General features: G+C 45.7%; 20 protein-coding genes. All 20 read right to left on the reverse strand.

What is annotated here, in order from left to right; translation table 11 throughout:
• Nucleotides 1-74: 74 nt before the first annotated feature.
• On the reverse strand, nucleotides 75-1,517 hold the full coding sequence (gene tldD, locus E5672_RS15765) for a metalloprotease TldD (RefSeq protein ID WP_136783079.1): 1,443 nt from the start codon (nucleotides 1,515-1,517) through the stop codon (nucleotides 75-77).
• Nucleotides 1,510-2,328, reverse strand: a complete 819-nt coding sequence (locus tag E5672_RS15770; protein ID WP_136783080.1) for a carbon-nitrogen hydrolase family protein — start codon at nucleotides 2,326-2,328, stop codon at nucleotides 1,510-1,512. Before E5672_RS15770 ends, tldD begins: the two co-directional genes overlap by 8 nt.
• Nucleotides 2,321-6,322: a YhdP family protein gene (locus tag E5672_RS15775; protein WP_136783081.1), complete on the reverse strand. Its 4,002-nt coding sequence runs from the start codon at nucleotides 6,320-6,322 to the stop codon at nucleotides 2,321-2,323. Before E5672_RS15775 ends, E5672_RS15770 begins: the two co-directional genes overlap by 8 nt.
• A 26-nt stretch (nucleotides 6,323-6,348) precedes the next feature.
• Nucleotides 6,349-7,815 (reverse strand): ribonuclease G, encoded by a 1,467-nt coding sequence (gene rng / locus E5672_RS15780; protein ID WP_136783082.1) that lies wholly within the window; start codon nucleotides 7,813-7,815, stop codon nucleotides 6,349-6,351.
• Nucleotides 7,812-8,402, reverse strand: a complete 591-nt coding sequence (locus E5672_RS15785) for a Maf family protein (protein ID WP_136783083.1) — start codon at nucleotides 8,400-8,402, stop codon at nucleotides 7,812-7,814. The genes rng and E5672_RS15785 overlap by 4 nt, the downstream gene beginning before the upstream one ends.
• A 36-nt stretch (nucleotides 8,403-8,438) precedes the next feature.
• The gene (gene mreD, locus E5672_RS15790) at nucleotides 8,439-8,915 is read right to left on the reverse strand and encodes a rod shape-determining protein MreD (RefSeq protein ID WP_136783084.1); all 477 of its coding nucleotides are present in this window, start codon (nucleotides 8,913-8,915) and stop codon (nucleotides 8,439-8,441) included.
• Nucleotides 8,908-9,810: a rod shape-determining protein MreC gene (mreC, locus tag E5672_RS15795; protein WP_136783085.1), complete on the reverse strand. Its 903-nt coding sequence runs from the start codon at nucleotides 9,808-9,810 to the stop codon at nucleotides 8,908-8,910. Before mreC ends, mreD begins: the two co-directional genes overlap by 8 nt.
• Before the next feature lie 37 nt (nucleotides 9,811-9,847).
• The gene (locus tag E5672_RS15800; RefSeq protein ID WP_012516782.1) at nucleotides 9,848-10,891 is read right to left on the reverse strand and encodes a rod shape-determining protein; all 1,044 of its coding nucleotides are present in this window, start codon (nucleotides 10,889-10,891) and stop codon (nucleotides 9,848-9,850) included.
• Nucleotides 10,892-11,245: 354 nt separating this feature from the next.
• On the reverse strand, nucleotides 11,246-14,995 hold the full coding sequence (locus tag E5672_RS15805; protein WP_136783086.1) for an H-type lectin domain-containing protein: 3,750 nt from the start codon (nucleotides 14,993-14,995) through the stop codon (nucleotides 11,246-11,248).
• The gene (locus E5672_RS15810) at nucleotides 14,995-15,483 is read right to left on the reverse strand and encodes an agglutinin biogenesis protein MshP (RefSeq protein ID WP_136783087.1); all 489 of its coding nucleotides are present in this window, start codon (nucleotides 15,481-15,483) and stop codon (nucleotides 14,995-14,997) included. The genes E5672_RS15805 and E5672_RS15810 overlap by 1 nt, the downstream gene beginning before the upstream one ends.
• Nucleotides 15,473-16,216 carry a PulJ/GspJ family protein gene (locus E5672_RS15815; protein ID WP_136783088.1) on the reverse strand — a complete coding sequence of 248 codons (744 nt, stop codon included), beginning with the start codon at nucleotides 16,214-16,216 and terminating at the stop codon, nucleotides 15,473-15,475. The genes E5672_RS15810 and E5672_RS15815 overlap by 11 nt, the downstream gene beginning before the upstream one ends.
• On the reverse strand, nucleotides 16,216-16,737 hold the full coding sequence (locus E5672_RS15820; protein WP_136783089.1) for a type IV pilus modification PilV family protein: 522 nt from the start codon (nucleotides 16,735-16,737) through the stop codon (nucleotides 16,216-16,218). Before E5672_RS15820 ends, E5672_RS15815 begins: the two co-directional genes overlap by 1 nt.
• Nucleotides 16,727-17,188 carry a type II secretion system protein gene (locus E5672_RS15825; RefSeq protein WP_136783263.1) on the reverse strand — a complete coding sequence of 154 codons (462 nt, stop codon included), beginning with the start codon at nucleotides 17,186-17,188 and terminating at the stop codon, nucleotides 16,727-16,729. Before E5672_RS15825 ends, E5672_RS15820 begins: the two co-directional genes overlap by 11 nt.
• 1 nt (nucleotide 17,189) lies before the next feature.
• Complete coding sequence (locus tag E5672_RS15830; protein WP_136783090.1) at nucleotides 17,190-17,687, reverse strand: type II secretion system protein; 498 nt, start codon at nucleotides 17,685-17,687, stop codon at nucleotides 17,190-17,192.
• A gap of 22 nt (nucleotides 17,688-17,709) precedes the next feature.
• Complete coding sequence (locus E5672_RS15835) at nucleotides 17,710-18,297, reverse strand: prepilin-type N-terminal cleavage/methylation domain-containing protein (protein ID WP_136783091.1); 588 nt, start codon at nucleotides 18,295-18,297, stop codon at nucleotides 17,710-17,712.
• A 45-nt stretch (nucleotides 18,298-18,342) separates the two neighbouring features.
• Complete coding sequence (locus E5672_RS15840; protein ID WP_136783092.1) at nucleotides 18,343-18,837, reverse strand: hypothetical protein; 495 nt, start codon at nucleotides 18,835-18,837, stop codon at nucleotides 18,343-18,345.
• 29 nt (nucleotides 18,838-18,866) lie between these two features.
• Nucleotides 18,867-20,102 (reverse strand): type II secretion system F family protein, encoded by a 1,236-nt coding sequence (locus E5672_RS15845; RefSeq protein ID WP_136783093.1) that lies wholly within the window; start codon nucleotides 20,100-20,102, stop codon nucleotides 18,867-18,869.
• On the reverse strand, nucleotides 20,102-21,814 hold the full coding sequence (locus tag E5672_RS15850; RefSeq protein ID WP_136783094.1) for a GspE/PulE family protein: 1,713 nt from the start codon (nucleotides 21,812-21,814) through the stop codon (nucleotides 20,102-20,104). The genes E5672_RS15845 and E5672_RS15850 overlap by 1 nt, the downstream gene beginning before the upstream one ends.
• Nucleotides 21,814-23,139: a tetratricopeptide repeat protein gene (locus E5672_RS15855; protein ID WP_136783095.1), complete on the reverse strand. Its 1,326-nt coding sequence runs from the start codon at nucleotides 23,137-23,139 to the stop codon at nucleotides 21,814-21,816. Before E5672_RS15855 ends, E5672_RS15850 begins: the two co-directional genes overlap by 1 nt.
• Nucleotides 23,136-24,041, reverse strand: coding sequence for an ExeA family protein (locus E5672_RS15860; protein ID WP_136783096.1), 906 nt, complete (start codon nucleotides 24,039-24,041; stop codon nucleotides 23,136-23,138). The genes E5672_RS15855 and E5672_RS15860 overlap by 4 nt, the downstream gene beginning before the upstream one ends.
• Between the last annotated feature and the right edge of the window lies 1 nt (nucleotide 24,042).

Here is a 24,042-nt window from a genome sequence, read left to right on the forward strand (position 1 = left end):
CGATAATTCCTTTTATCTGGACCGAAAAAATGTAGTGGCTTACGCTTGTGTAAGCCACTAGCGTGGTGCAGTTATTAAGCTGTACCACCCACCGTCAACTCGTCAATTTTAAGCGTAGGTTGACCTACACCCACCGGCACGCTTTGACCGTCTTTACCACATACACCAACGCCTTTATCCAGGGCTGTGTCGTTGCCGATCATTGAGATTTTTTGCATAACCTCTGGACCGTTACCAATTAAGGTAGCCCCTTTAACTGGTGCAGTAATTTTACCGTTTTCAATTAAGTAGGCTTCTGCACTAGAGAATACAAACTTGCCAGACGTGATGTCTACCTGCCCACCAGCAAAGTTCGGCGCGTAAATACCTTTGTCGATAGACGCGATAATTTCCTGCGGATCGTGTTGGCCTTCCAACATGTAAGTATTCGTCATGCGGGGCATAGGTAAGTGCGCATAGGATTCACGACGACCGTTTCCGGTAGGTGCAACGCCCATAAGTTTGGCGTTGTGTTTATCCTGCATATAGCCTTTCAAAATTCCATCTTCAATAAGCACGTTATGCGCTGTTGGTGTGCCTTCATCGTCGACTGACAACGAGCCACGACGGTCGTTTAATGTGCCATCGTCAACAACCGTCACGCCTTTTGCTGCAACGCGCTGACCAATACGGCCACTAAATGTTGATGCACCCTTACGGTTAAAGTCACCTTCAAGACCGTGCCCTACCGCTTCGTGAAGTAATACACCTGGCCAACCGTTACCTAAAACTACAGGCATAGCGCCCGCCGGTGACGCCACAGCCTGCATGTTAACGCGTGCCATGTGAAGGGCATCTTCTGCCAAGGTTTCGTAATACGGTTTGCCGTTTTCGTCTTGTTTAAAGAACGAGTAGGCATAACGACCACCAGCTCCCGCTGAACCACGTTCACGTCTATCGCCTTGTTCTAGCAATACCGAGCAGTTCAAGCGCACTAGCGGGCGAATATCAGTAGCTAACGTACCGTCACTGCCCGCAACTAAAATTTCTTCATACACACCACTTAAGCTCACCACCACCTGATTGGCAGACGGCTCTTGCTTGCGTATATAGGCATCTACTGCTTTTAGAAGCGAAATTTTTTCAGCGTCTTGCATCGCAAGAATAGGGTTATTTTCGCTGTATCGCGCTTGCACTGGTTTGTGACCTAATGAAGCAACCTGCTGTGTGCCGCCACTTGGCGCTATACCGCGCGCTGCTTTGCACGCTTTGGTCAACGCTTCTTCACTTATTTCGTCGGAATAAGCGAACCCCGTTTTCTCGCCGCTAATAGCACGCACGCCTACGCCGCGCTCTATGTTATAGCTGCCTTCTTTAATAATGCCGTCTTCCAACACCCAACTTTCGTGCTGGCTTGACTGAAAATATAAATCGGCGTAGTCGGTATCGTGACGATGAATAGTCGCTAAAGCACGCTCTAGCTTAGTGATATCTAGCCCTGAGTCAGATAATAAATGACGCTCAACAGATTTAGACAAAGTGACTCCTGAATCGGTTATGTTCGGCAACCGGCATATTCTGTTTGATGGTTTCTCTTTCTGCAATATCTACTTTTACCGATACAAACCCTACATCGGTTTTACGTTCGGCAAGGGTCTCGCCCCAAGGCGACAGTACAATACTGTGACCGTATGTTTCGCGGCCATTTGCATGCACACCACTTTGATTTGCCGCTACCACGAAGCACTGCTTCTCGATGGCTCTGGCTTGCAATAACGCATGCCAATGGGCTTCTCCGGTGCGCTGGGTAAAGGCCGCGGGCAACACCAAAATATCGATATCGCCCATTGCAGTAAATAACCCTGGAAAACGTACATCATAGCACACCGAAAGACCAATGTTGCCTATTGGCGTTTCAACAGTAACTACCTTGTTGCCTGCTTCCGTTGTTGCTGATTCACGATAACTGCCTGTGTTGTCGTTGACCGATACGTCAAACATGTGAATTTTGCGGTAGTCAGCTAGCACATCGCCATTTGGGCCAAACAGCATGCAGGCTGCCGAAAACTTCTCTGGATTGTCAGTTTTGACTGGAAACGTACCCGAAACCAAATAGCACTGGTATTGTGCAGAAAGCGCTGACAAACGGCGCTGAATAATGCCTTCACCTTTTATTTCAGCCACGGCAAGTTGACCTTTGTCTTTACCGCCGAAATAGGCAAAACACTCTGGAAGCACGACTAAGCTGTCTTTTGCAATATCTGCCGATGCCATCTCATTTGCAACGGTGTCGAGATTTTCTTCTACGCTTGGCGCAGATGTCATTTGTAGCGCTACTAAATTAACCATCGATCACCTCCATTTTAAGCCTGCGCACGTCATCTTCCGTCAAGGGCCTGTCTTGTGAGTTATCTGGTACAGGCGTATTTTGCGCAGGTAAACTGATGTCTTTGCTGTTGCGTTCGACTTCGTCGAACTTAGGTTCTTTTATGGTGCCCGTAACGCGATAGTTCACATTAGAAATAACTTTCGCAGAGGTTAACACTTGGTCAATGGCAAGTGCGGCTAATGCAGTAGGCGGCGTAGCCAGGAAGTACACTAAAAACGGTAAGTTTCCGGTTACATTTGGCGCGAACGACACATTATAGTTTAGCGCTCCGGTGTTGAGGTCAGTGAAACCCGTAATTTCTATTTCACCCGCACCACCGTCAATTTCAGTATCGTCGGTATACGCTTTGCCATTAATAATGCTTAACGTGCCACCCATGTCATCATAGAAAAAACCCTTAGCAAAAACGTCTCTAAAATCCAGACTTAGCTTTCGTACTAACGAGTTTAAGCTAAATAGGGTAAAAATGCGTGAGCCTTTATCACTCAGTTCAGTTAGATACCCGTCTGACAGCGACCACTCTACATCACCGTTTAGCTGTTCAAACCCGAAATCCATTGGCGCGTTCGGCCAAGTGATATCAAACACAACGTTTGCACTGGAATCTTTTATACCCGATTCAACACCATACTCTTTTAGCATTTGCCCCACATCTGGCGACGTTAATGTCCCGTTTAACGCGCTTTGGATCTTGCCTCCCTTGTGCTTCCAATAACCCGTTGCGGTAACGTTGGTTTCATCAGATTTCACCAAAAGTTGTCGAACGGCTAAGCCGTTATCTTCCTTGGCGATGTCTAAGGTAATTTCACCTAGATCAATACCGTGCACGCCACAGGATTGACAATAAAAATAAATGGGCGGTAGCGTATTGGGGTCAATATTGTATGGCGACCCACTTTCCTTACCAGACACAGCACTATTGGTAGCTAACTCGACGTTGCTGTTCGAGCCGTCCGTTATCGCCACCTCTGTCTCAACAGGTTTCTCTAATGATAAGTAGTCGGCATTTATTTCAATGCCCTGCTCTTCTAAATCACTATTTATACGAATTGTCGCCCTTGCCTGAGGCGAGGTTAAGTCTAAAATCCAGTCTTTGTTGCGCTCCGTTGCGTTGAGTTCTGCATTTTTAATACTGTGGCCTGCGAAATTAAGCATGTCGGCTTTGGCAAATATGCGTGATGGCGTGCCGAACAAATTCGCTCTTTTACTCTCATTTTCATTGGATTGGGTTCTGGGTTTAGCGCTGGTTTTCTCAATCTCGGTACTGGTGTTTTCGCCTTTGCCAGAAAGCAACATATTTATAGTGGTAAACCATTCTTGTACATCGGCTTGAGCTAAGTTCGCACTGATACTAAAGCCTGTACCAATATTGGCTATATCGCTTTCTCCAAGCGCCAAATGTGCACGTGAAAACTGCATTTCTTTGTGCGGTAATACACCGTCAAAACGAATATCATCACCTAGTGAAGCTTCAACGTTTGATGCTTTGCCATCGCCTTTACTGGTAATACGCAGCGGTAAACTGGCGCCTGCCGGCGTATCGAAGGGAGCAGGAAGTAAGCTTTGTGTTGCCGTCATATCTGCAGTTAAGTTGGCAGAATAACTAAAGCCACTGTTTGAAAGCGACAAATCGACGTTAGTGCTCCAGTCACTTTCACCGTCTATGTATTCGGTAAGATCCGTATTCACATAGTTAGCCAACGGGTGTACATGCCATCGCCCATCTAACTCTACATGAAGGTCATACGTGTCGCCCTGCCTACCAGATAGCGACAAGTTCACCGGCTGTTTAAGAAAATGCGCCTGAAGTCCACTTGCATCTATATCGCCATTAACGAAAGACACGTCTCCTGATGCCTTATCAAATAGCATATTGGTGGTCGCAATTAAGACCGCGTTATCCGATAAATACGCTGTTCCCGATGCCACCACATCTTTGCCTTTAAACGGAATATCAAGCTTTATATCGGCAGATAGTGGCCCGCTAATTTGTACTTCGTCATTAAGTACTTTACCTAATGATTTTTTAAGGGATGAATCCATCATTAACGCGGTTAGTGCATCCCCTGTGCCGGAGCCAGTAGCATAAATAAGCAGGCGAGCCCCTGGACTAAAGCTTGGAATGACTGCTGACATATCACTGATTTTCATACCAGCAAGGGTCGCGCTAGGACTTTCCATCACTAATGCTTTGTTCACAAAATACAAAGACAGATCTAAGTTATTAAGTGCAGGCCAGTCTGGGGCGAAAAGAAAATCCCCTTGCTTAATATCTACATAAGCCTGAAAAACGCCCGTGTTATCTTCAAACGGGAAGTCACTCGTACGACCATGCCACAGCACACGTGCGTTTGAGATTTCACCTTCTCCTGTAAACGCACGGGTAAGGTATTTGTCGGTATTAGCTCCCATTAAAGAAGAGGGAAATAAACTGCTCACCTCATTTAGCGCTAATGGGCTAACATCCACATAAAGCGACATAAACCCAGTCGACGTGTTCAGTTTAAACTGCGGGTGAAGAGTAACGGCATCGCTATCAAACAGCATATCGCTGCCTTTTACGACCCACTGTTTATCTTCGCTATCATGCTGCTCTGGGTAGATATAAAACTGGGATTTAAGCTGGTTTATATTAATGTCTTTTTTGATCACGCCATTAGCGCTTAGCACGCTATTTTTACTTTCTAAGTAAACAGCGCCATTATTTTTATACCAAAAAAGGTCGGCATCAAGGGACGAAAGGCCTGGGATTTTGTCTGTTTTATCCCACTGGAGATCTATCACTTTAGCTGCTAAAGAAGGCTGGCCGTTGTGCCATTGAATCTGTAACGTGGCGAGTTCGCCTATTGGGTTAAGGCCGCGTATTTCTTCTTCACTGGTATCATCCATGAAAAGAGGTAACAGCAGTAAGAAGGGGTTAATTTGTACCGGCTTCATAGTATTTACCAGCACATCGCCGTTAGCATTTATACTGCCAATAAGGTCTGTAGTAAGGGTTTCGTTGCTCGAATTGAGCACCAATTGATCAACCCGCACATTCCAGCCACCTTGCTTGCTTTTATCATTAGGCAACACCTGAAGGCTACCACCGCTGATCCCCGTCACCGTTTTCTCGCGGCCGCTGCCCCACTCTAGAAGGCTCTCACTTAGTTCGGCTTGTACACTAGTCACTTCACTTTGAGAAAAGTTAGTCCATACTTCAAAGTTTGCACGGCTTTGCGCTAGCGGACGCTTCGTTTTAATAAGACCGCTTACCCATGGAGAGATATCGAGCTCTTCAGCTTTGGCATAAAATACGCCGTCGAATTTTTCTCGCGTGCCCGTTATGTCGATAATGAACGATGCGGAGTTTGCCGCTAAATCTGCAACCCTAAGCTGCCCTAAACCTTGGTGTCGCTCTTCATGGTTGTTCCACGACAAGCTTTCTATATCAAATGAATTGGTCTCATTAAGATGGGTAACAGATACCACACCATCTTCTAGCGAGAAGCTTTGTAGCTGTTCAAGAAAAAGGCGCTCAAGGGCTTTCACCACCGGAAAATTGTTTTTGTCACCACCAGAAAGACGATCGGCGTCAATATCGAGCTTAAGACCACGCAGTTCGAAACGTGTAGATGAAATAAGTTGATGTCTTAGCGATTCCCAAAAGTCTAGCTCAACGTAGATTTGCCTGATATCTAAAGCAACAGGAGAGGCGTCATTTTTAGCCAGCGACACCGAATTGAGCACAATACTGGGGCCGTTGCGCTGCCAAACAGCATGCACACTTTTAATGGATAGATTTACGCCATACTGCTCATTAATATAATTTTCCAACAGGTGTTTGTTGTGCTCAATATGCGGCAGAGCATAGCGTGCAGCGCTTAATATAAGCGCGAAAAGTACAAGCAATACGGCGAGTAGCAGCCAAAACTTCTTAAGCAGATAAGCGGCTACCGACGAAAAATTTGTCACATTTTGCCTTTGTATACGTTAATGCATTACATCATGACGACGTCGTACTTATCCTGATTGTACAATGTTTCTGTTTGAACTTTGATTTGTTTAGACACAAATACTTCCAGTTCGGCCAGCATATGAGACTCTTCCCCCATTAGCGCTTCCGCCACTTTTGGTGAAGCATAAACCACAAACTTATCTGCGTCGTAGGCCCGATTCACCCTTACAATTTCACGCATAATTTCAAAGCAAATGGTTTCAATGGTCTTTACCGTGCCTCGCCCTTTGCATACCGGGCATTCTCCACACAGTATATGCTCAATGCTTTCACGGGTGCGCTTACGGGTCATTTCAATAAGCCCTAGCGCAGTAAAGCCGTGAATATTTATCTTAGCTCTGTCCTTGTTTGTCGCCACTTCTAATGAGTGTAAGACACGTCGTTTGTGGTCTGGTTCAATCATATCGATGAAGTCGATCAGGATCATCCCTCCCAAATTACGCAGTCTTAACTGACGGGCAATCGCCTGTGTCGCCTCAATATTAGTGTTAAAAATTGTTTCTTCTAAGTTACGGTGGCCAACAAAAGCGCCCGTATTAATATCGATTGTTGTCATCGCTTCGGTCTGATCGATGATCAAGTAACCGCCAGACTTCAAGTCGACACGGCGTTCCAACGCTCGCTGCGCCTCATTCTCAACATCGTATAAATCAAAGATAGGTCTATCACCCGGGTAGTATTCGAGCTTGCCGTTCATTTCAGGCACGTACTCTTTGGTGAACTGATGAAGTTCGTTGAATGATAGTTTTGAGTCAATACGAATTCTGTCGAGCTCTGTGCCAACAAAGTCGCGTAGTACTCGTCGCGCTAGCGGTAAATCTTCGTAAAGCACGTTCGACTTACGCTTTTTCATTCGCGACTGGATTTTATCCCACAGCCTTCGTAAAAACGCGGCGTCTGACTGCAATTCGTTTTTGCCCACACCTTCGGCCGCCGTGCGCAGAATAAAGCCGCCGTTTTCATCGCAAAAGTCTTGAACCAGTGACTTTAAACGATCTCTTTCTGCTTCTTCTTCAATGCGTTGAGATACGCCCACGTGGGTTACCGATGGCATAAATACTAGATAACGACTGGGAATGGTAATGTCTGTGGTAAGGCGTGCGCCTTTGGTACCGATGGGATCTTTTACTACCTGAACTACTATATCTTGACCGTCTCGTACCAACTCGCGAATGTCTTGCTTTTGAATATGGCTGGCCGAAACTTCTTCAGCAATTTCATTGTGAATGACAATGTCAGAGGCATGTAAGAAGGCGGCCTTTTCTAAACCGATATCCACAAATGCTGCCTGCATGCCCGGTAATACACGACTGACCTTACCGCGATAGATATTACCCACCAAACCCCGTTTGGTGTGACGCTCTACGTGAATTTCTTGCAGTATTCCGTTTTCAATAAGCGCTACCCGAGACTCTGACGGGGTAACGTTAATAAGCAGCTCAGCACTCACGACACAACTCCAAATGCATTAAGTAATTGGCGGGTTTCGTACAGCGGAAGGCCTATTACAGCGCTTGCACTGCCGTTAATAGAAACCACAAACTCACCGCCAATACCTTGAATAGCGTAACTCCCTGCTTTGTCGGCAGGTTCTCCTGTCTCCCAGTATGCGTCAATTTGCTCATCCGTCAATGCTGCAAAAGTCACAGATGTGGTAATCACTTGGGTTTTATGTTGAGCCTCATCAAGCACACAGATAGCGGTAAGTACGTCATGGGTTTTACCTGAAAGCATGGTAAGAATACGCGTAGAATCAGCCTTATCTTCAGGCTTGCCAACACTTTGTCCGTTAAAAGATATTAGGGTGTCGCTGGCTAGAATGACCTTGTCTTCGGACATAGCTTGCTGAGCGACCAGCTTTGCTTTTACCGCTTGCGCTTTTTCAGTGGCTAGCCTTGCGACAAGTTCCATCGGCGTTTCATTCTCCTGTGGCGACTCATCAATGTCGGCAGGTTGTATGGTATGGGCGATGTTCATCTGCTTGAGCAAAGCGGTGCGTCGGGGAGAGGCTGACGCTAACACTACCGATTTTGTCATTGGCTTACCTTTGGTTTCATCGAGAACGTGTTCAGATTACGCAATTGAAAACTGTCTACGCGTGCGCCTTAGTAGCCAAAACACCCACGGCCAGAGCACCATAGATGTTATAACGGGCCACAAATAATCGACTTGGAAATAAATATCAGTGAGTAGATGCTGCACCCAAAATGTGAGCAAGTGATATAGCGCCGATAGCAGACCAATGATAATGGCCTGTTGCCAAACGGAGTAATTTCTTAGTCTTTGATAATTGGCAGCTAAAATATAAACACAAATGCTCAGTCCGAAGCTGTGGATACCTAACGTAGTGCCTACCAATACATCCATGGCTACGCCCGTTAAGAAGGCTACACCCACATTCACTCTGTGAGGCAATGCCATGCTCCAGTACGCTAATACAACCAGCACCCAGTCGGGGCGATACACATCCACTTGAGTAGGCAGTGGAACAATTTGCAATACAAGGGCGACTAAAAGGCTTATCCAAATAACGAGGTTACGTTTACGCATCTGAAGATCCTTCCCCGTTGTCAGTTGGCTTACTTACCTTTTCATCGGTGTCTGACTCAGACTCATCTGCTACCCCTTCGGCGTTCCATAACAGCAGTAAATGGCGAAGTCTGTCTAAATTCGCTAACGGCGTAGCAATGACACGCGCAAAAGGACGGCTTTCGTCTCTCACTACCTGCTTGACGGTGGCTACGGGATAGCCCTCTGGAAAAACCTTGCCTAGTCCTGATGAAATAAGCGTATCGCCTTCTTGAATATCTACGCTGTGCGGCACGTGTTCTAGATATAACTCATTTAATGCCCCGCTACCGGTGGCAATAAATCGAATATCATTACGCAACGAACGAACCGGAATGGCGTGTGTTACATCAGCAATAAGCAGCACTCGACTGTTGGTTGAGCCGACTTCCATAACTTGGCCAACAACGCCTTTATCATCAATGACTGGCTGAGATAGATAAACGCCGTCTATGGCACCCTTATTAATTACAACCTGCTGGCTATATGGGTTTTTATCTACTGCCATTAGCTCAGCAACCATTTTTTTAGACGCTAGACGCACGGGGGCTTGCAGCAGTTCGCGAAGCTGAGCATTTTCTTTGGCAATAACTTCGTACTGTTGGAGTTTTTCACTCATGAGTAACAGTTGATTATTCAGCTTTTGATTTTCCGCCAGCAACTGTTCTTGAGAGGTAAGGCGCTGGGCACTCTCACTAAGCATCAATCCAGGGAGGTTTGCAATATACTGCAGTGGGCTCATTAAAGAGTTGAGGTACACTCGCGTCGATTTAAAGCCGTCCATCTTGTGATCTACAAATATCAGAGTGACCGACAGCACAAGGGCCAGCGTAAGTCTGATATTTAAAGAAGGACCGCGAGTAAAAATAGTATCCATGATACAAATAAGGCAACCTTACGGTTGCCTTTCCTGTTTATTCGTAGCTAAACAGGTCGCCACCGTGAAGGTCAATCATGTCGAAAGCCTTACCACCGCCGCGTGCTACACAGGTTAACGGATCATCAGCAATAACTACTGGTATTCCTGTTTCTTCCATAAGTAGCCTATCTAGGTCTTTTAGAAGTGCACCACCACCGGTTAGCACCATACCGCGCTCCGAGATATCAGAAGCCAGTTCTGGCGGAGACTGTTCTAGTGCCACCATTACAGCAGAAACGATACCCGTTAGCGGCTCTTGAAGTGCTTCAAGAATTTCATTTGAGTTTAGCGTAAATCCGCGAGGTACACCTTCAGCAAGGTTACGGCCGCGCACTTCAATTTCGCGAACTTCTTCGCCCGGATATGCTGCACCAATTTCATGCTTGATACGCTCAGCAGTCGCTTCACCTATCAGTGAACCGAAGTTACGGCGAATATAGTTAATGATAGCTTCATCGAATTTATCACCACCAATACGGACAGAAGATGAGTAAACCACGCCGTTTAGTGAGATGATAGCAACTTCAGTAGTACCACCACCGATATCTACCACCATAGAACCTTGCGCTTCAGATACTGGCAAACCTGCACCGATTGCCGCAGCCATAGGTTCATCAATAAGAAATACTTCTCGTGCACCCGCGCCAAGCGCTGACTCTTTGATTGCACGGCGCTCTACCTGGGTTGAACCACACGGCACACATACCAGTACGCGAGGACTAGGGCGCAAGAAGTTATTGTCATGCACTTGCTTAATAAAGTGCTGAAGCATTTTTTCAGTTACGTAGAAGTCGGCGATTACACCATCTTTCATGGGACGGATGGCACGAATGTTACCCGGCGTACGACCAAGCATTCGCTTAGCTTCTGCACCCACTGCTGCAACACTTTTAGGTCCTGCTGCGCGCTCTTGACGAATAGCTACTACTGAGGGCTCGTTTAGAACAATACCTTGGTCTTTTACATAAATCAGCGTGTTAGCTGTTCCGAGGTCGATGGACAGATCGTTAGAGAACATGCCTCGAAGCTTTTTAAACATGAAGTGTGTATTCCTGTTTCTGTGTTAACGCGTATTTGCAAAGGTGAGATGGCGACGCTTTAACGTGAAGTCGATATTTATTCGCACACTTTAACAATGGGGGCAATTTTGGGCAAGTGATGGTATCACTTAGAGCCAAAATAACTACTTTATTAACAAGCAAAATTAGCGTCTGCCCCATAAAGGCATAATACATACGCGCTAATCATTTGATTCCTACGTTAGACCCAGTACTGACCTTGTGAAAATGGGAAGGTTCAAAAACAATTAGCTAAATATTCACTGTATTTGCAGGATGGCCTTCTCCATGCACTTTTGCTGCTGCGTCATGAACATTCCCATTGAATAGCTTCATTAATTATTAATTTGCTCTCGCTTGTAAATGATATTGTCGTTTCCTCTGTAAACACCATAGGTTAGCGTTGCGCTAGGGGGGTTGTCAGTTTCACCATCCCCATCCCAATCCCAAAGCAACCACGCGTCGGGAGTGTAAGTGACTGGGTAGTTACCAGCACCATTTGGTGACGATAAGCGCATGCCTTCGCTGGTAACATATGCACCTTCGCTTAGCGTTCCGTTTTCTGAAGAAATTAACTCACCTGATGCATCAATGATGTTAGCGTGTGCAAAGTCAGTACAGCTATCGTAAGCGTTTATTCTCCACGCCTGACCGTCCCAGTATTGGGTGCGAAGTGGTAACAATAGGGCTTCATCAGCTCCGCCGTAATTGTTTATCAAGGTTGCCCGACCATAAGCGAACGTCAAATCACTATCAATGGTCACAACGCAATCACTTGTACAAGAAATACCATTCACCGTTGCACCATCAACAAGAGAAGACGCAAACGTTAGCACTAGCGACGTATCCTCAAAAGGTCCGTCTGTATCTGTTGTTGAACTCCCCAAACGCGTAAATGTCACGTCGTTGTCAACGATACTCAATACGCCAGTAGCCCCGCTTTGCGGCCACGTCCCTGTATCATCATTAATTAGCCTGTCGAGCCGTGTTAGCGGCGCGCCGTAAGCAACCTCAAGCCCCATAACGTTCAACTTATCAAACCCGGCAAAGTAGTTCTGAGTAACTGAGCCCAAATGATTTGTGGCAGCAAGGGTATAGGTAACGCTAGGAATTGGCTGGCCAAAGTAAGTAAAATTATCATTTACACTGCACGCTGGGGTCACTTCACCAGATAAGGTAAAGTTTGAAGGCGCGAATCGGCCTACATTAGCCGCTAACCCCGTTACTGTAGAACTAGCAAGGTAATTGCTTGTAGCGGCGATACTTATTATTCCAACTTCACTGTAATTCAACGCTACATTTAATTCGCTCTCATTATCAAAGATCACACCGCTTTCAGCCCCTGCTAGAGTCCCGGTTGATCCACCTGCTGGTAGTGAAGTGGTAGGCGAAAGCGAAACGCTTCCAGAAAAATGCTCTGCCGTGCGGTTGTTTAGCAGTTGCGCATAATTATCGGGAATACCATCATCATTAGCGTCTTCACCATCAACCCACTGCACACTTTTTATTCCAAGAATAAAATCTTCACCTGTTAACTTAAGTAGTGAATCGTTAGCGCTGTTAGCATATCCATTGGGGTTCGTTGTATTGCCTGCATCGTCTAGTATATCCAGCGCAAAACCAAACGGCCTAACTATGAAAGTATTAGATGACCCAGAAATAGGACTTCGGTCAGCAATTTCAGCACTAAGCGATAGTTCGCCAGCGTCAGGGTACTGAATAGAAAAAATAGCCTGCGAATTATCGTCAAATTGCAGTTGGAATGTATCTGAACTTGTTCCTAGTTCATATTCATTGCCATTATTTTCAAAGACCAGTTTATTTGAACAGGTAGACGCGCTTCCACAGTTGTAATTCAACTCAACGTCTACGAGCTTGTTTCTAAGTAAGTCCGTATCTCCACATGCCTCAATAGCATACTGCTTACCATTAAAACCCACATCCGATGGCTTACCTGACAGTTGAGTGAGCAATGTTTCATTATTATCTGTGAGGTTTTTAAAGGTAAGACCATCAGCTTCAAAATTTATTTTACAGCTGTTGAGGTTAACTTCAGAACCCCCGATGAAGCAACGAAGCTGTGATGATGGTGTCTCGCCTGAAGTAGCAAGGGTGGGATCGCTTCCGTTTAGGCTATCTATTGTAAGAGATGTTTGTCCAATGAATGTAACGCTATCGCTGGGAGACCAAGTGTAGTTATTAGAGCTTGGCAATAAGCCAACTGTCGCACTTTGCGAATACAGCAAGTCGCAGTTGACATCTGCACATGCCTTTAATGTTACCTCTTTCGCTGCACAACTACTGCCACTGTTATCCGCTAACTCAAATCGATAGTGGTTTAATACTTCGATAACCTCTCGACCGCATATGCCCGGTATATTGTTTGGAACCGTCGTTTCTTGAACACTTAGCGCTGCTCGGGATTCTATACCGGCGCCGGCGGTAAACGAGCCCACGATAGTTTCGCCTGAAACATTCACAAACGTTATACTGCCCGTTGCAAGCACTACCGCATGTGGGTTAGAACCATCAATAACTACATCACCGTTAACATAGATAGCAAGATAAGCGCCGTCAGCCACATTTATGCTTGCGTTTACCATCGAAAAAATCGTTGAAACGCCTAAAGGGTTATCCCCCGGATCATCGATATAAATTCGCGTTGGCGCAATAACATTATAAATGCCCAACCCCATGTTGACGGTAGTTCGACTGAAGTAATAATCCCCGGCTAAATCCCCAGGAGCAATCTCTGGACCACTGTCGTCAATAGTAATGGAAGGTATAGCCCGAGCTTGAGATTCGCTTAGCGCATCAGTGTTTGAGGGAAAACATGCAACGGCATTTTCTCCACACTTTGGAAAAGTTGCAGCGGAGTCCGCATCACTATCAACACCCAATGTAGTTAATACACCTCCGTTATCATCAAATACTCGGCTATTTGCTCCCAAATAAATTTCACTGCCTCCGAAGGTAGCCAGAGCTCCGGGGAAGGCAACCTCACAGCTAGGGAATTCACCACTAAAAACAAACTCCGAAGTCATCGCAATGATACTGGCATCTTCTGGGTCATGATTTCGCTCATTATCAAGGCTTCTGTCCTCATCCACGCGAAGACCTAAGCGCGTGCTATTTACGCCACAGCTTCTCAACCAGCCCCCGTCGCCACCATTGCGACTAATTTTACTGGCAGCAACAAGGGGCGTTTGGGCATAATTATTTCTATAAAAATTATACGTACACCTGTCACTCCACCCCACTATTTGGTTATCGGCAAAGAACGCTTCCCAATCAACTTGCACCCCGTTGTCGTCAAAGAACACGCGGCCATCGCCTTCAGTGGTTGCCATATACGCCAGTGTCTCTGTACGCGTAACAGGTTCATAAAGCGTTTCCGACGCCTCTAGTGCAACAAAGTAAGCTTGGCTTAGCTGAGGAATAGGTGGTTGAGCATTGCTACCAATAGCGTCGTATTTTGCGGCCACCGTCAAATAGGGAAGAAGATATGTGTCAGGAGGGGCCTCCCCTCTTACATCAACTTGATTATTTACCGTTTGAAGCGAATGAAAAAATACCGGCTTTTCGCCAAAATCTGTTTGCAGTGGCACTTGTGCGTATCGTGCATCTTCTTCGCCAACTCTCAAAGGACCATTAGGTTCGTACCAAGGAGAGTTTACTGATGCTTGTATAGTAGTAGCATCTAACTCCATTTTTCCTACTTCAACAATGTCGCCGTCAGGAAATTCGTGAACACCATAAGCAATAGCTAGGTAATGGCCGCCCATGGTGATGTGAGGGCCATCTTCACCGGAAGGCTCAAGTGGTAGTGCTTCGAAACCCGTTCTGGTCACGTTGCGAATTTTAACGATTGCAGGGTTACCCCCCTGATTGGTTGAAAGCATAAACACGGCTGGAGGCTCGTCGTAAACCTGCGAAAAGCTTATGGTTGTCCACTCTGCTTTATTGTAGGTATTTTGAAGTTCGATGAACCTGCCTTCGATTTGAGGCACGGCTAGTACGGGCAGCGCTGGTATAAACAGCAGAAAAGCTAAAAAGAGACGAACAAGAGATTTACGGAAAGTCATTATTCTTCCTGCCTTACTTCAACAAGAACACGTTTGGAGGTTGCAAGTTGACCTGCGCTGCACTGCGCTTCGGCCCCCAATGCATAAACCCTAATTTCACCAGCGGCAACTTCAGGCTCTTCAACTTCGGTCTCCACCTCACAAGATAGCGTAATTACACAATTCTGCACATTAGCGGCATCTATAGTTACTGGTTGAGTAATTACAGCACACGCGGGGTTATTTCCATTAATGAGTCTAGAAATAGCGACTTCCATTCCGCTTTGGGCGGCTAAATAGGCACGAGCACCGTAATATTCAATGGATTGCTGCCGGATGTTAGATGAAATTTGGTTTGATAAAGCTATACCGAGCCCTAAAAGAACAATACTTATGATGATCGCCACAATCGTTGTAGAGCCTTTTTGACGAACAAGAGAACCATGCAATCCTACTGTACGCTGGCCGCTGCGATTAACGTTTAATTGGTGTGTTTTACTATGGCACATTAGGAAAATGCACCTCATGTACAACCGATATTTGTTCGTCATCACTGCTTTCTAACGTCATTTGTAGCTCAATTAAGCCATTTTGGCGTAAACCCGCGGTGACCACATTCGCGCTCCACGATGTCACATTAGTTCCAAGAACGCCTGACGTAGCGCCCTGTGTTCTTATTAAGCGTTCACCTTGGGCTGTAGACGTTCTACAAATTGTCACTTGCGTTTCAGGAACAAAGAAACGTTTTCCCGGAGAAGATTGTGTATTAGGGGCACTGAGTGTGATGTCATATTGATTATCGCTAGTCGGCTCGGAAGCGGCATCAGCGATAGCGTCTATTGTTCGCCCGTTATCATTCACGCTCTGCGGATTTGTCGGGTAGATAACAAGGGTATCATTCACACTCAATTGGCTATTGAACACCACAACATGCATTGGATTATTGAATGCATCACCCACGTAGGTGCCGCTTTCTTTGATGGGGTAATATGAAAGGCACCCTAAACTTGCATCGAATGACACAGAGTTGGGTACCACATTGCGCAGCTCTTTTTCCAGTCGCAAAATAATAAAGCGCGCGTCTGAAACAAGCCGAGTGCGCTCTGCGCCTGTTATGTAAATTTGGGCACTGAGTGAAATAACTTGCGCTACAGATACACTAATTACGCCTAAGATGGTGATCACTAAAATAAGCTCTATAAGCGTAAAACCGCGCTGACGCTGTGCTTTGCGTGGAAACATTAATAGCTCCCTCGATAAGCGCTGAAATTGTAGACTTGGCCGTCTGGAGCGGTAACTGCTATATCAATACGCTTGAAAGTTTGCCCATCAGTTGGCGTACTGTCATCTAAGTCACTGTCGTAATCTACCGTTACCGCAAAACCAAAATTGTTATAGTTACCGCCCACATTACTGACTACGTAGCCGTTGTAGTCGTCAACATCGTCATAGTCGTCTTCACTCGCCTCTTCAGGACCAAGGGTTGTTGAGCAATTTCCTTTAGTATTACAGGTTTCAAATGGCGGGCTTCTGTCGCTGTTTTCATCATAAGAGCGGCTTAGAATATCGTTCATTAACGACTGACCTAACTTAGCAGCTTTTACTTGGCGAAATGGCTCTGCCGTTTGTTCAGCTTGAGGCACAATAAGCGACAGCACTATTGTTAAGCTTATAGTGAATACAACAATACCAATTACTAGCTCTAATAAAGTAAAGCCTTCACTGCGTTTTCTGAAGTTAGGCAACACTGCGCTAGCACGCATAAATTGCCCCTTCGCTTTGCAAACACATGGCAAAGGTACTTATTTGAATTTTGCAGTTAGTTGAGCAGGCAATGTTGCTTGGTCTGCCGAACCCATCAAACTGAATTTGAGAAAAGCTATCGCCATTTTCATCTGCAGTTTGAAAAGTAAAGTCAGTGTTAGATGCGTTGACAACCTGATCGGCATCAGAAGCAGTGGAAAGAGGGTTTGCGCAGTCGTGCCCAGCGGGTGGAGCAATAACTGTATTCGTTATTTTCACACAACTGGTGTCTTGAACGTTTTGCATGGCACGAAACTGCATATTGCGCACAAGCTGAAGTGCTCTGTCGCGAAGCGCAATGGCTTCTTCGGTGTCGTTACCAAGAAAGCGAGGTGCGGCGGTTACCGCCAGCACCCCAATAACCAATATGGTTATAATAAGTTCTACTAGTGTAAAACCGTTTTTCTTCACATTACTGGACGCAAGTGTTGACTTCAATTGTCGGACGCTCACCTTCGGCTGTCGAGTTTGTATACTCTACAGTACATGCAGAGCCTGTAGCTGTTGGTGCTGTATCTGAGTATGTTCCAAATCCAGTGTAGTAGATTAAAGCGAAACCTGTACTAACAGCAGATACTGCATATTCATCAGGGAGATCAAGCAACGCTGTGATGTTTGCGGCTGTTTGGCCCGCCGGGTAACCATATACCAAAGAAACGGTTGACGAACCAACATCTACATTTTGCGATGCATCATTGCTTCCAGCTACGTCATTAATTAACGCTTTGCCATAAACAACAGATGAAGCTGACTCTAAAGATCCGGCGATACCCTGTAATACAGAGTCTCTTGCATCATCTTGAAGGTTCAAAAACTTAGGTGCTGCGGTTACCGCTAGAATACCCAGCAATACAATTACAATGATTAACTCGATTAGGGTAAAACCCTTTTGTGTTGATACTTTTTGCATAATCAAACTTCCTGAGTATTAATTAAAAAACAGTAACCTGGCCAGTGGCTGGGTTATAAGTGAAACCGTCGAAACTGGTACCGTCAGGCGTGCCGTCTGCAGGTGCCGAACTATTAGGTAAGCCCATAGACTCAACTAAGTAGTAAACACAAAGCGTGTTTGCACCAGAGTCATCTGAACGTACCGCGTATCTGAAGTCAGCAACAACCGTATCGTTCGTCGATGTGGTGTTGGTAGGTGCCGACTGTAGAATTAGGTCAAATGTGTTTTTGCACTCGGTATTGTTAACCGTAGAAATAAGTGTATTGCCAGTAGAACTGCCGGTAGGGTAGCCGATAGTGCCGTCTACACCCACTTGAGTTTGATCGTAGGTAATTACTGTGCCGTTGCCGTTGCCATTGTTGCCACTTGGGCGGCCTTCCACTTCCCACTGCGCTCTTACAAGTCCAACAGCGGCAGCAAAACCACCAGCAACACCTTCAACGCTGGCTTCGCGAGCTTCGTCAGTAACATCGATAAAACGCGGCAGCGCAGTAGCCGCAAGCAAGCCCAAAATAATTACAACAATGATAAGCTCTATAAGCGTAAAGCCTTGCTGTCTCGTGTTCATACCTTCTCCTAGATTACAAAGTAAGCGCATAACTCCGACGCTTAGTTAACTTTTTCTTTCTCTTACCACACCGCTACCCGCGTTATAGTCAAACCAAACCTTGTTTTGGATAGAAAATGCACATTGCAAATATCCATTTACGTATTTATCGCTTACCGATACGTCAGACGACATATCAAATTCTCTCAATGTCGCTAACGTGAACAGGTATTCACAGGCATTGCCTTGGTTCGCTTCAAGTCCTTCAGGCCAACCTTTTGCATTTACAAATACTTCTGCTGCGACTTCTTTTTGCTGCTTTACGCTACCGCTGGCATCAAAGTCAGTTTCGTAAATCAAAACCTTCGACTGCTTGGTCTTTATCCATTGCGCTCTAGCCAACATAACAACCCGTTGGAACTGAGCCACTGCGTTTTCTTTGTTAACTTTTTCTGCTTCTTCTATGATTGGCGTAGCGTGATACACGTAAGATGCAGCCATAACAGCGAGCACCAGCCCAATCACAATAAAGTTAAACAACCCTGCTTTAGTGCTAGCCACGTTTTACCCCACCTGAACAGGTGGAACACTTACCCGCCTTTTACCGCCGACATCATGTTCCACATTGGCGTAAATATGCCAAGCGCCAGTATCAATACCATCACCGCAACAAAACCTATCAAAATAGGCTCAATTTTGGCTGTTAAGCTTTTTAGGTCGAAGTCCACTTCACGTTCGTAATAATCGGCGCTTTCTTCTAAAAGCGGTTCAAGTCGACCTGTTTCCTCTCCTACAGCAATCATCTGCAATACAAGTGTAGAAAACAGTTCGCTATTTTTCGAAACTCTCAGCAAACTTTCGCCCTTTTCTATGCCCTGACGCATTTCTTTAATGCGCATCTGCATGTGAGCGTTATCTACGGCATCTGCGGTTAACGATAACCCTGCGGTTAACGGCACACCTGCGCGCAAGATCATAGAAAAACTTCGGCTATATCTTGAAAGTAATGATCGCTCAATAATACTCCCCACGACAGGCAACTTTAGTTTAAATTTGTCCCATTTAAGTCGTCCATTAGTCGAATTAACGTATTGTTTAGCCAAAAAAATTATTCCAATTAATACGATTAAGATTAACCACCAATAGTTAACAAAGAAGTTTGACGTGCCTATTAGCACGCGAGTCATGATGGGTAGTTCTGTGTCGAAACGCTCAAACATTTGAGTAAAAACGGGCACAACGAAAAGGTTTAAAATAAACATCGCAATAGCGAGCGCTATTAGTACAAACGTGGGATATCGCAATGCCGATTTAATGCGCTTTCGCGTTTCTTGTTCACGCTCAAAATAAAGCGCCAGTTGTAAGAAAACATCGTCTAATTTACCGGTATTCTCTCCCACAACAACGACTGAAATAGTCAGGCGGGTAAAGATTTTTTCGTACTTGGTCATGGCGGAAGACAGGCTTCTACCCTGCTCAAGCTGGTCAGCGATATCTTTTAAAATTTCTTGAAAGCGCTTGTGTGAAGCATTTTCGCTTAACCCTCTTATTGCACGAATAATAGGAATACCGGCTTTTAACAACGAGTACATTTGGCGAGAAAAGATGATCATTTCATCCAGTCCCACTTTAGGCTCAAAGAGACTCCCTATGGCAAAGCCATCATTAGCTTTCTCACCACTTGCCTTTTTAGTCTCTTGTATGGAAATCGGTATGATGTTTTTAGACAGTAGTGCCTGCGCAGCGGCTTGTGCTGACGCTGCCTCAATAACCCCTTTTTGAGGGCCGCCTTGAGTCGATTTACCTGCATAAGTAAACTGAGGCATTAGTGATTCACCACCTCAGGAACAAACTCCGCCACCTTGAATACTTCATCTAATGAAGTTTTCCCTTCGGCAGCATAATCCAAAGCCATGTGGGAAAGAGGAACAAAGTCTTTATTCGCTTTTGTCGCGTCGACAAACCCCTGCGTATTGTCATCTCGTAGCGCTTCCATCATGTCTTCGTTCATTTCCAAGAACTCAAAAACACCAATACGCCCTTTGTAACCAGTATGGTTACAGCTATTGCAACCTCTCCCTTTATAAAACGCTGCATTTGCTAACTCTGGTTTTAAGAAACCTACCCATGCCTGCTCTTGCGCACTCGGTGGTCGCTCTTCTTTGCAGTTTTCACAAACCCGACGAACAAGACGCTGAGCCAAAACGCCACGTAGTGAGGTGGCAACGAGGTAGGGCGCTGCGCCCATATCGATAAGACGGATGGCACTGGTGACCGAGTCGTTTGTGTGAAGTGTACTTAATACCAAGTGACCGGTTAGTGCGCCTCTAAGCCCTATCTCTACGGTTTCTTGGTCGCGCATCTCCCCCACCATGATAATGTCTGGGTCTTGACGTAACGTAGTACGCAAAATTGCAGCGAAATCGAGGCCTATTTTGGCATTCACTTGCACCTGGTTAATACGCGGTAGTCGATATTCGATAGGGTCTTCAGCGGTAATGATTTTTAAATCGGGTTTATTAAGTTCGCTTAGCGCGCCATAAAGCGTGGTGGTTTTACCTGACCCCGTAGGCCCAGTTACCAATATCATACCGTGGGGCCGGTTTATGGCGGCGCGAAATTTTTCAGCCATTGCATCAGGCATACCCGTTTGGTCTAACGTCAAAAGACCTGCTGATTGGTCTAATAAACGCATAACCACCGCTTCACCGTTAGCAACAGGCATAGTAGACACACGAACATCAAGCGTGTGCCCTTTCACTTTTATATTAAAACGCCCATCTTGGGGAATACGCTTTTCTGATATGTCCAAACCTGACATAAGCTTTAGTCTGAGCACCAGTGCCGAGGCAATTTTCACCTGGTTTAGCGTGTTTTCTTGCAATACACCGTCTACACGCTGCCTGATTCGCAGGATATTTTCATCCGGCTCGATATGTATATCAGAAGCTCGAACCTGAACAGCATCTTCAAATATAGAGTGAAGTAACTTCACCACTGTTGCATCAGAGGTTGTATCGTCGAGTGCAGAGAGCTCAAAGTCTGCTTCATCTGCGTATTCTTCGCCTAGCTTTTCCGCAAACGACGCAATGTCTTGCGTACGTCGATACACGGTATCAAAAGCTTCAAGAATTTGGTTTTCCTGCACAATCGCCAGTTCAATGTTACGGGGGGCCACTAGCGGCCCTAGCTGGTCTAGCCCACCTAAGTCTGTTGGGTCGCTCATTCCTAGCAACACTTCATCATCGTCAGCTTCGAGCACCAATGCGCGATAGCGCCTTGCATAGGTTTCAGGAATAAGCTGTGCTTGTTCAGGATCTATTCGGCGCTGTGTAATATCTAAAAACGGAATATTCAACTGCTGTGCAAGGAAGCGAAGCAATTGAGGCTCGCCGATAAAACCCAGATCAATCAGCGTATCACCTAGTTTTCGCCCAGATGAACGCTGTGCCGATAGCGCGTTATCAAGCTGTTCGCTGGTGATAATATTTTCGTGAACTAATAAATCGCCGAGGCGCATCTTTAATCGAGGACGCATTAAGGTTGCTCCTGTAAATCATTTAGGCGGGAACTGGCATATTGCGATGACGTAGAAGAAAGGCCCCCTATCGCAAGCGCTCTGGAATATGAAGAAATAGCCAAGCGTTTGTCTTCCAATGCATCGTAATTAACCCCCAGTGCCAGCCACCATTTTGCATTATTCGGTTGCAGTGATGTCATGGCGCTGAATGCCGAGATAGCTTGCGCTGGTTTATTAATGGTTTGTGCTGAAGTTCCCTTTAATATGAGATAGTCGATACGTTTTTCAGCTAGCGCTTTTGCATCTAGACTCTCTGGCATTAAGTTCAACGCTTCTTCAAAACGGTTTTCTTGCACTAAAATTTTTGCCATTAGTTCACGCCACACTAAAGACTCTGGGGACAGCACGACCCCTTCGGATAGCACTTGTAGTGCCTGTAAATTGTTGTTCTGCCCAAAGTAAAGCCCCGCGAGTTGTTTGCGAGCCTCGATGTTTTGTGGGTAAGTAGACAACGCAAGAGTGAAGTTCTTTTGTGCGTCTTCGAACATGCCAAAATTGTAGGCTTTCAGTCCAGCTTCCAGATGAGCATTACTTTGCTGCTGAGGCGATTTAGCCGCGACTTCCACCGCGGGCTTACGTGAAATTATGCTACCCGATGACGCCTCTTTTATTCCGTCACTTGTTTTACTGGTAGTTTGCTGCTGTTTCTTACTCGGCATTGAAACCGGCGAAGCCTCTTCTATAGAGCGAGCCCGCTCACTTTCAATAGTTTGCGCTTGAAGCGTTGTGACCTTAGAGGCTGAGTTTGAAACTGCGCTTTCAACAACTTGTGATTCTGTATTTTGACGTGAATTTAACGTGTTCTTCTCTTGTGTTTGTTGACGATATTCAGCCTCATCATCAGCTACCGTTTCATCAACGCTATTAAAGACTAATTCGGCCACATCAGAGGGCACTTCTTGATTGGCCATATCTTGCTCTGATAATGGTGTAGACTGCATCCCCTCAAGCAGAACCGAGTCGCTATTTTCACTCTGCACTTCGGCGCTTTCATTGGCTGATTGAGTTAATGAAGTAGGCTCTTTTGATAAGTTCGTTTTGGTGCTTGGTGTATCATTTTGTACAGTACCTTTTGCACTATCGGCTACCACCAATTCACTGCTGTCATAGCTATCTACAAGTGCACTAAACAAAAACCATCCAATAAGCCCTAGTGCGATTAAACCAATCAGCATTTTAGGCCACAGTGGGCGACTTGCTACTTGAACCGTAGGCGGCAACCCGAAGTCTTCACTTTGATTTCTTTCATCAAGCGATTTTAGCGCGTCATTTAAAATGCTCATAAACCTGGCGTTCCGTAAAAATGAAGCACGCTCGCTACAGCAAGCACCGCGATAGATAAAATAACGATACTTTGTCTGGGTACCAATCGACGCTTACAGTCATCGGTATCAAACACCGCATTTACTGTATGTTGCCAATTTGCTGATTCCTTGCCCTGACCGTAAGCACGAAGCAAAATTTTGTGGCAAACGATGTTGACTAACCGCGGAGTTCCACGGGTTACCAATGCAATAAATGCACGTAAACCTTTTGAGATTAACTGCTCGCTGCCCCCGGCAGTGGTTAGTCTGTGCCCTATGTAATAGTCCACTTCTGCAGAGGTCATGTTACGCAGTGTGTAGGAAAAACTAATGCGCTGGCGGATTTGTCTAACTTTTGGATTCGATAAGTTATTGTCTAGTTCGGGCTGACCGAACAAGACGATTTGAAGTAATTTACTTTTTTCTGTTTCTAAGTTGCTAAACAAGCGCAGCATTTCAAGCGCATCCCAGCTTAGCGACTGCGCTTCATCGATGATCAGTACCGCTTGGCGCCCTTCCTTTTTCAGCGTTAAAAGCTTATTTTCGATAGCACTGTGCAACCCCTGCTGCGGCACAGTTTCTTTACCAGTATCGATACCTAACTCATTGGCAAATGCTATACGCAACTCGTCGGGCGTCAGGTATGGGTTTGGCAGATAACAGGCGACAAACTTATCTGAAAGGTGGTTTATCAGTTTGCGGCACAAAAGGGTTTTGCCTGTACCCACCTCGCCTGTCACTTTTATAAACCCTTCAGACATACTTAGCGCAGACAATATCACTTTCAACGCTTCGTTATGTGGCGCTAGCGCACAAAAGAAATCCGTATTCGGCGTAAGCGAAAACGGCATTTCTGTGAAGTGATAAAAGCCTTGGTACATA

Source organism: Alteromonas portus, from assembly GCF_005117025.1.
Taxonomy (GTDB): domain Bacteria; phylum Pseudomonadota; class Gammaproteobacteria; order Enterobacterales; family Alteromonadaceae; genus Alteromonas; species Alteromonas portus.

What these genes read in the sequence shown, in the direction of transcription:
- mreC (WP_136783085.1), bottom strand. Translation starts at nt 9,810, where the DNA reads ATGGATACTATTTTTACTCGCGGTCCTTCTTTAAATATCAGACTTACG.
- E5672_RS15785 (WP_136783083.1), bottom strand. Translation starts at nt 8,402, where the DNA reads ATGACAAAATCGGTAGTGTTAGCGTCAGCCTCTCCCCGACGCACCGCT.
- E5672_RS15815 (WP_136783088.1), bottom strand. Translation starts at nt 16,216, where the DNA reads ATGTTTCCACGCAAAGCACAGCGTCAGCGCGGTTTTACGCTTATAGAG.
- E5672_RS15770 (WP_136783080.1), bottom strand. Translation starts at nt 2,328, where the DNA reads ATGGTTAATTTAGTAGCGCTACAAATGACATCTGCGCCAAGCGTAGAA.
- E5672_RS15805 (WP_136783086.1), bottom strand. Translation starts at nt 14,995, where the DNA reads ATGACTTTCCGTAAATCTCTTGTTCGTCTCTTTTTAGCTTTTCTGCTG.
- E5672_RS15810 (WP_136783087.1), bottom strand. Translation starts at nt 15,483, where the DNA reads ATGTGCCATAGTAAAACACACCAATTAAACGTTAATCGCAGCGGCCAG.
- E5672_RS15860 (WP_136783096.1), bottom strand. Translation starts at nt 24,041, where the DNA reads ATGTACCAAGGCTTTTATCACTTCACAGAAATGCCGTTTTCGCTTACG.
- E5672_RS15850 (WP_136783094.1), bottom strand. Translation starts at nt 21,814, where the DNA reads ATGCGTCCTCGATTAAAGATGCGCCTCGGCGATTTATTAGTTCACGAA.
- E5672_RS15835 (WP_136783091.1), bottom strand. Translation starts at nt 18,297, where the DNA reads ATGAACACGAGACAGCAAGGCTTTACGCTTATAGAGCTTATCATTGTT.
- E5672_RS15855 (WP_136783095.1), bottom strand. Translation starts at nt 23,139, where the DNA reads ATGAGCATTTTAAATGACGCGCTAAAATCGCTTGATGAAAGAAATCAA.
- E5672_RS15845 (WP_136783093.1), bottom strand. Translation starts at nt 20,102, where the DNA reads ATGCCTCAGTTTACTTATGCAGGTAAATCGACTCAAGGCGGCCCTCAA.
- E5672_RS15830 (WP_136783090.1), bottom strand. Translation starts at nt 17,687, where the DNA reads ATGCAAAAAGTATCAACACAAAAGGGTTTTACCCTAATCGAGTTAATC.
- E5672_RS15800 (WP_012516782.1), bottom strand. Translation starts at nt 10,891, where the DNA reads ATGTTTAAAAAGCTTCGAGGCATGTTCTCTAACGATCTGTCCATCGAC.
- E5672_RS15820 (WP_136783089.1), bottom strand. Translation starts at nt 16,737, where the DNA reads ATGCGTGCTAGCGCAGTGTTGCCTAACTTCAGAAAACGCAGTGAAGGC.
- mreD (WP_136783084.1), bottom strand. Translation starts at nt 8,915, where the DNA reads ATGCGTAAACGTAACCTCGTTATTTGGATAAGCCTTTTAGTCGCCCTT.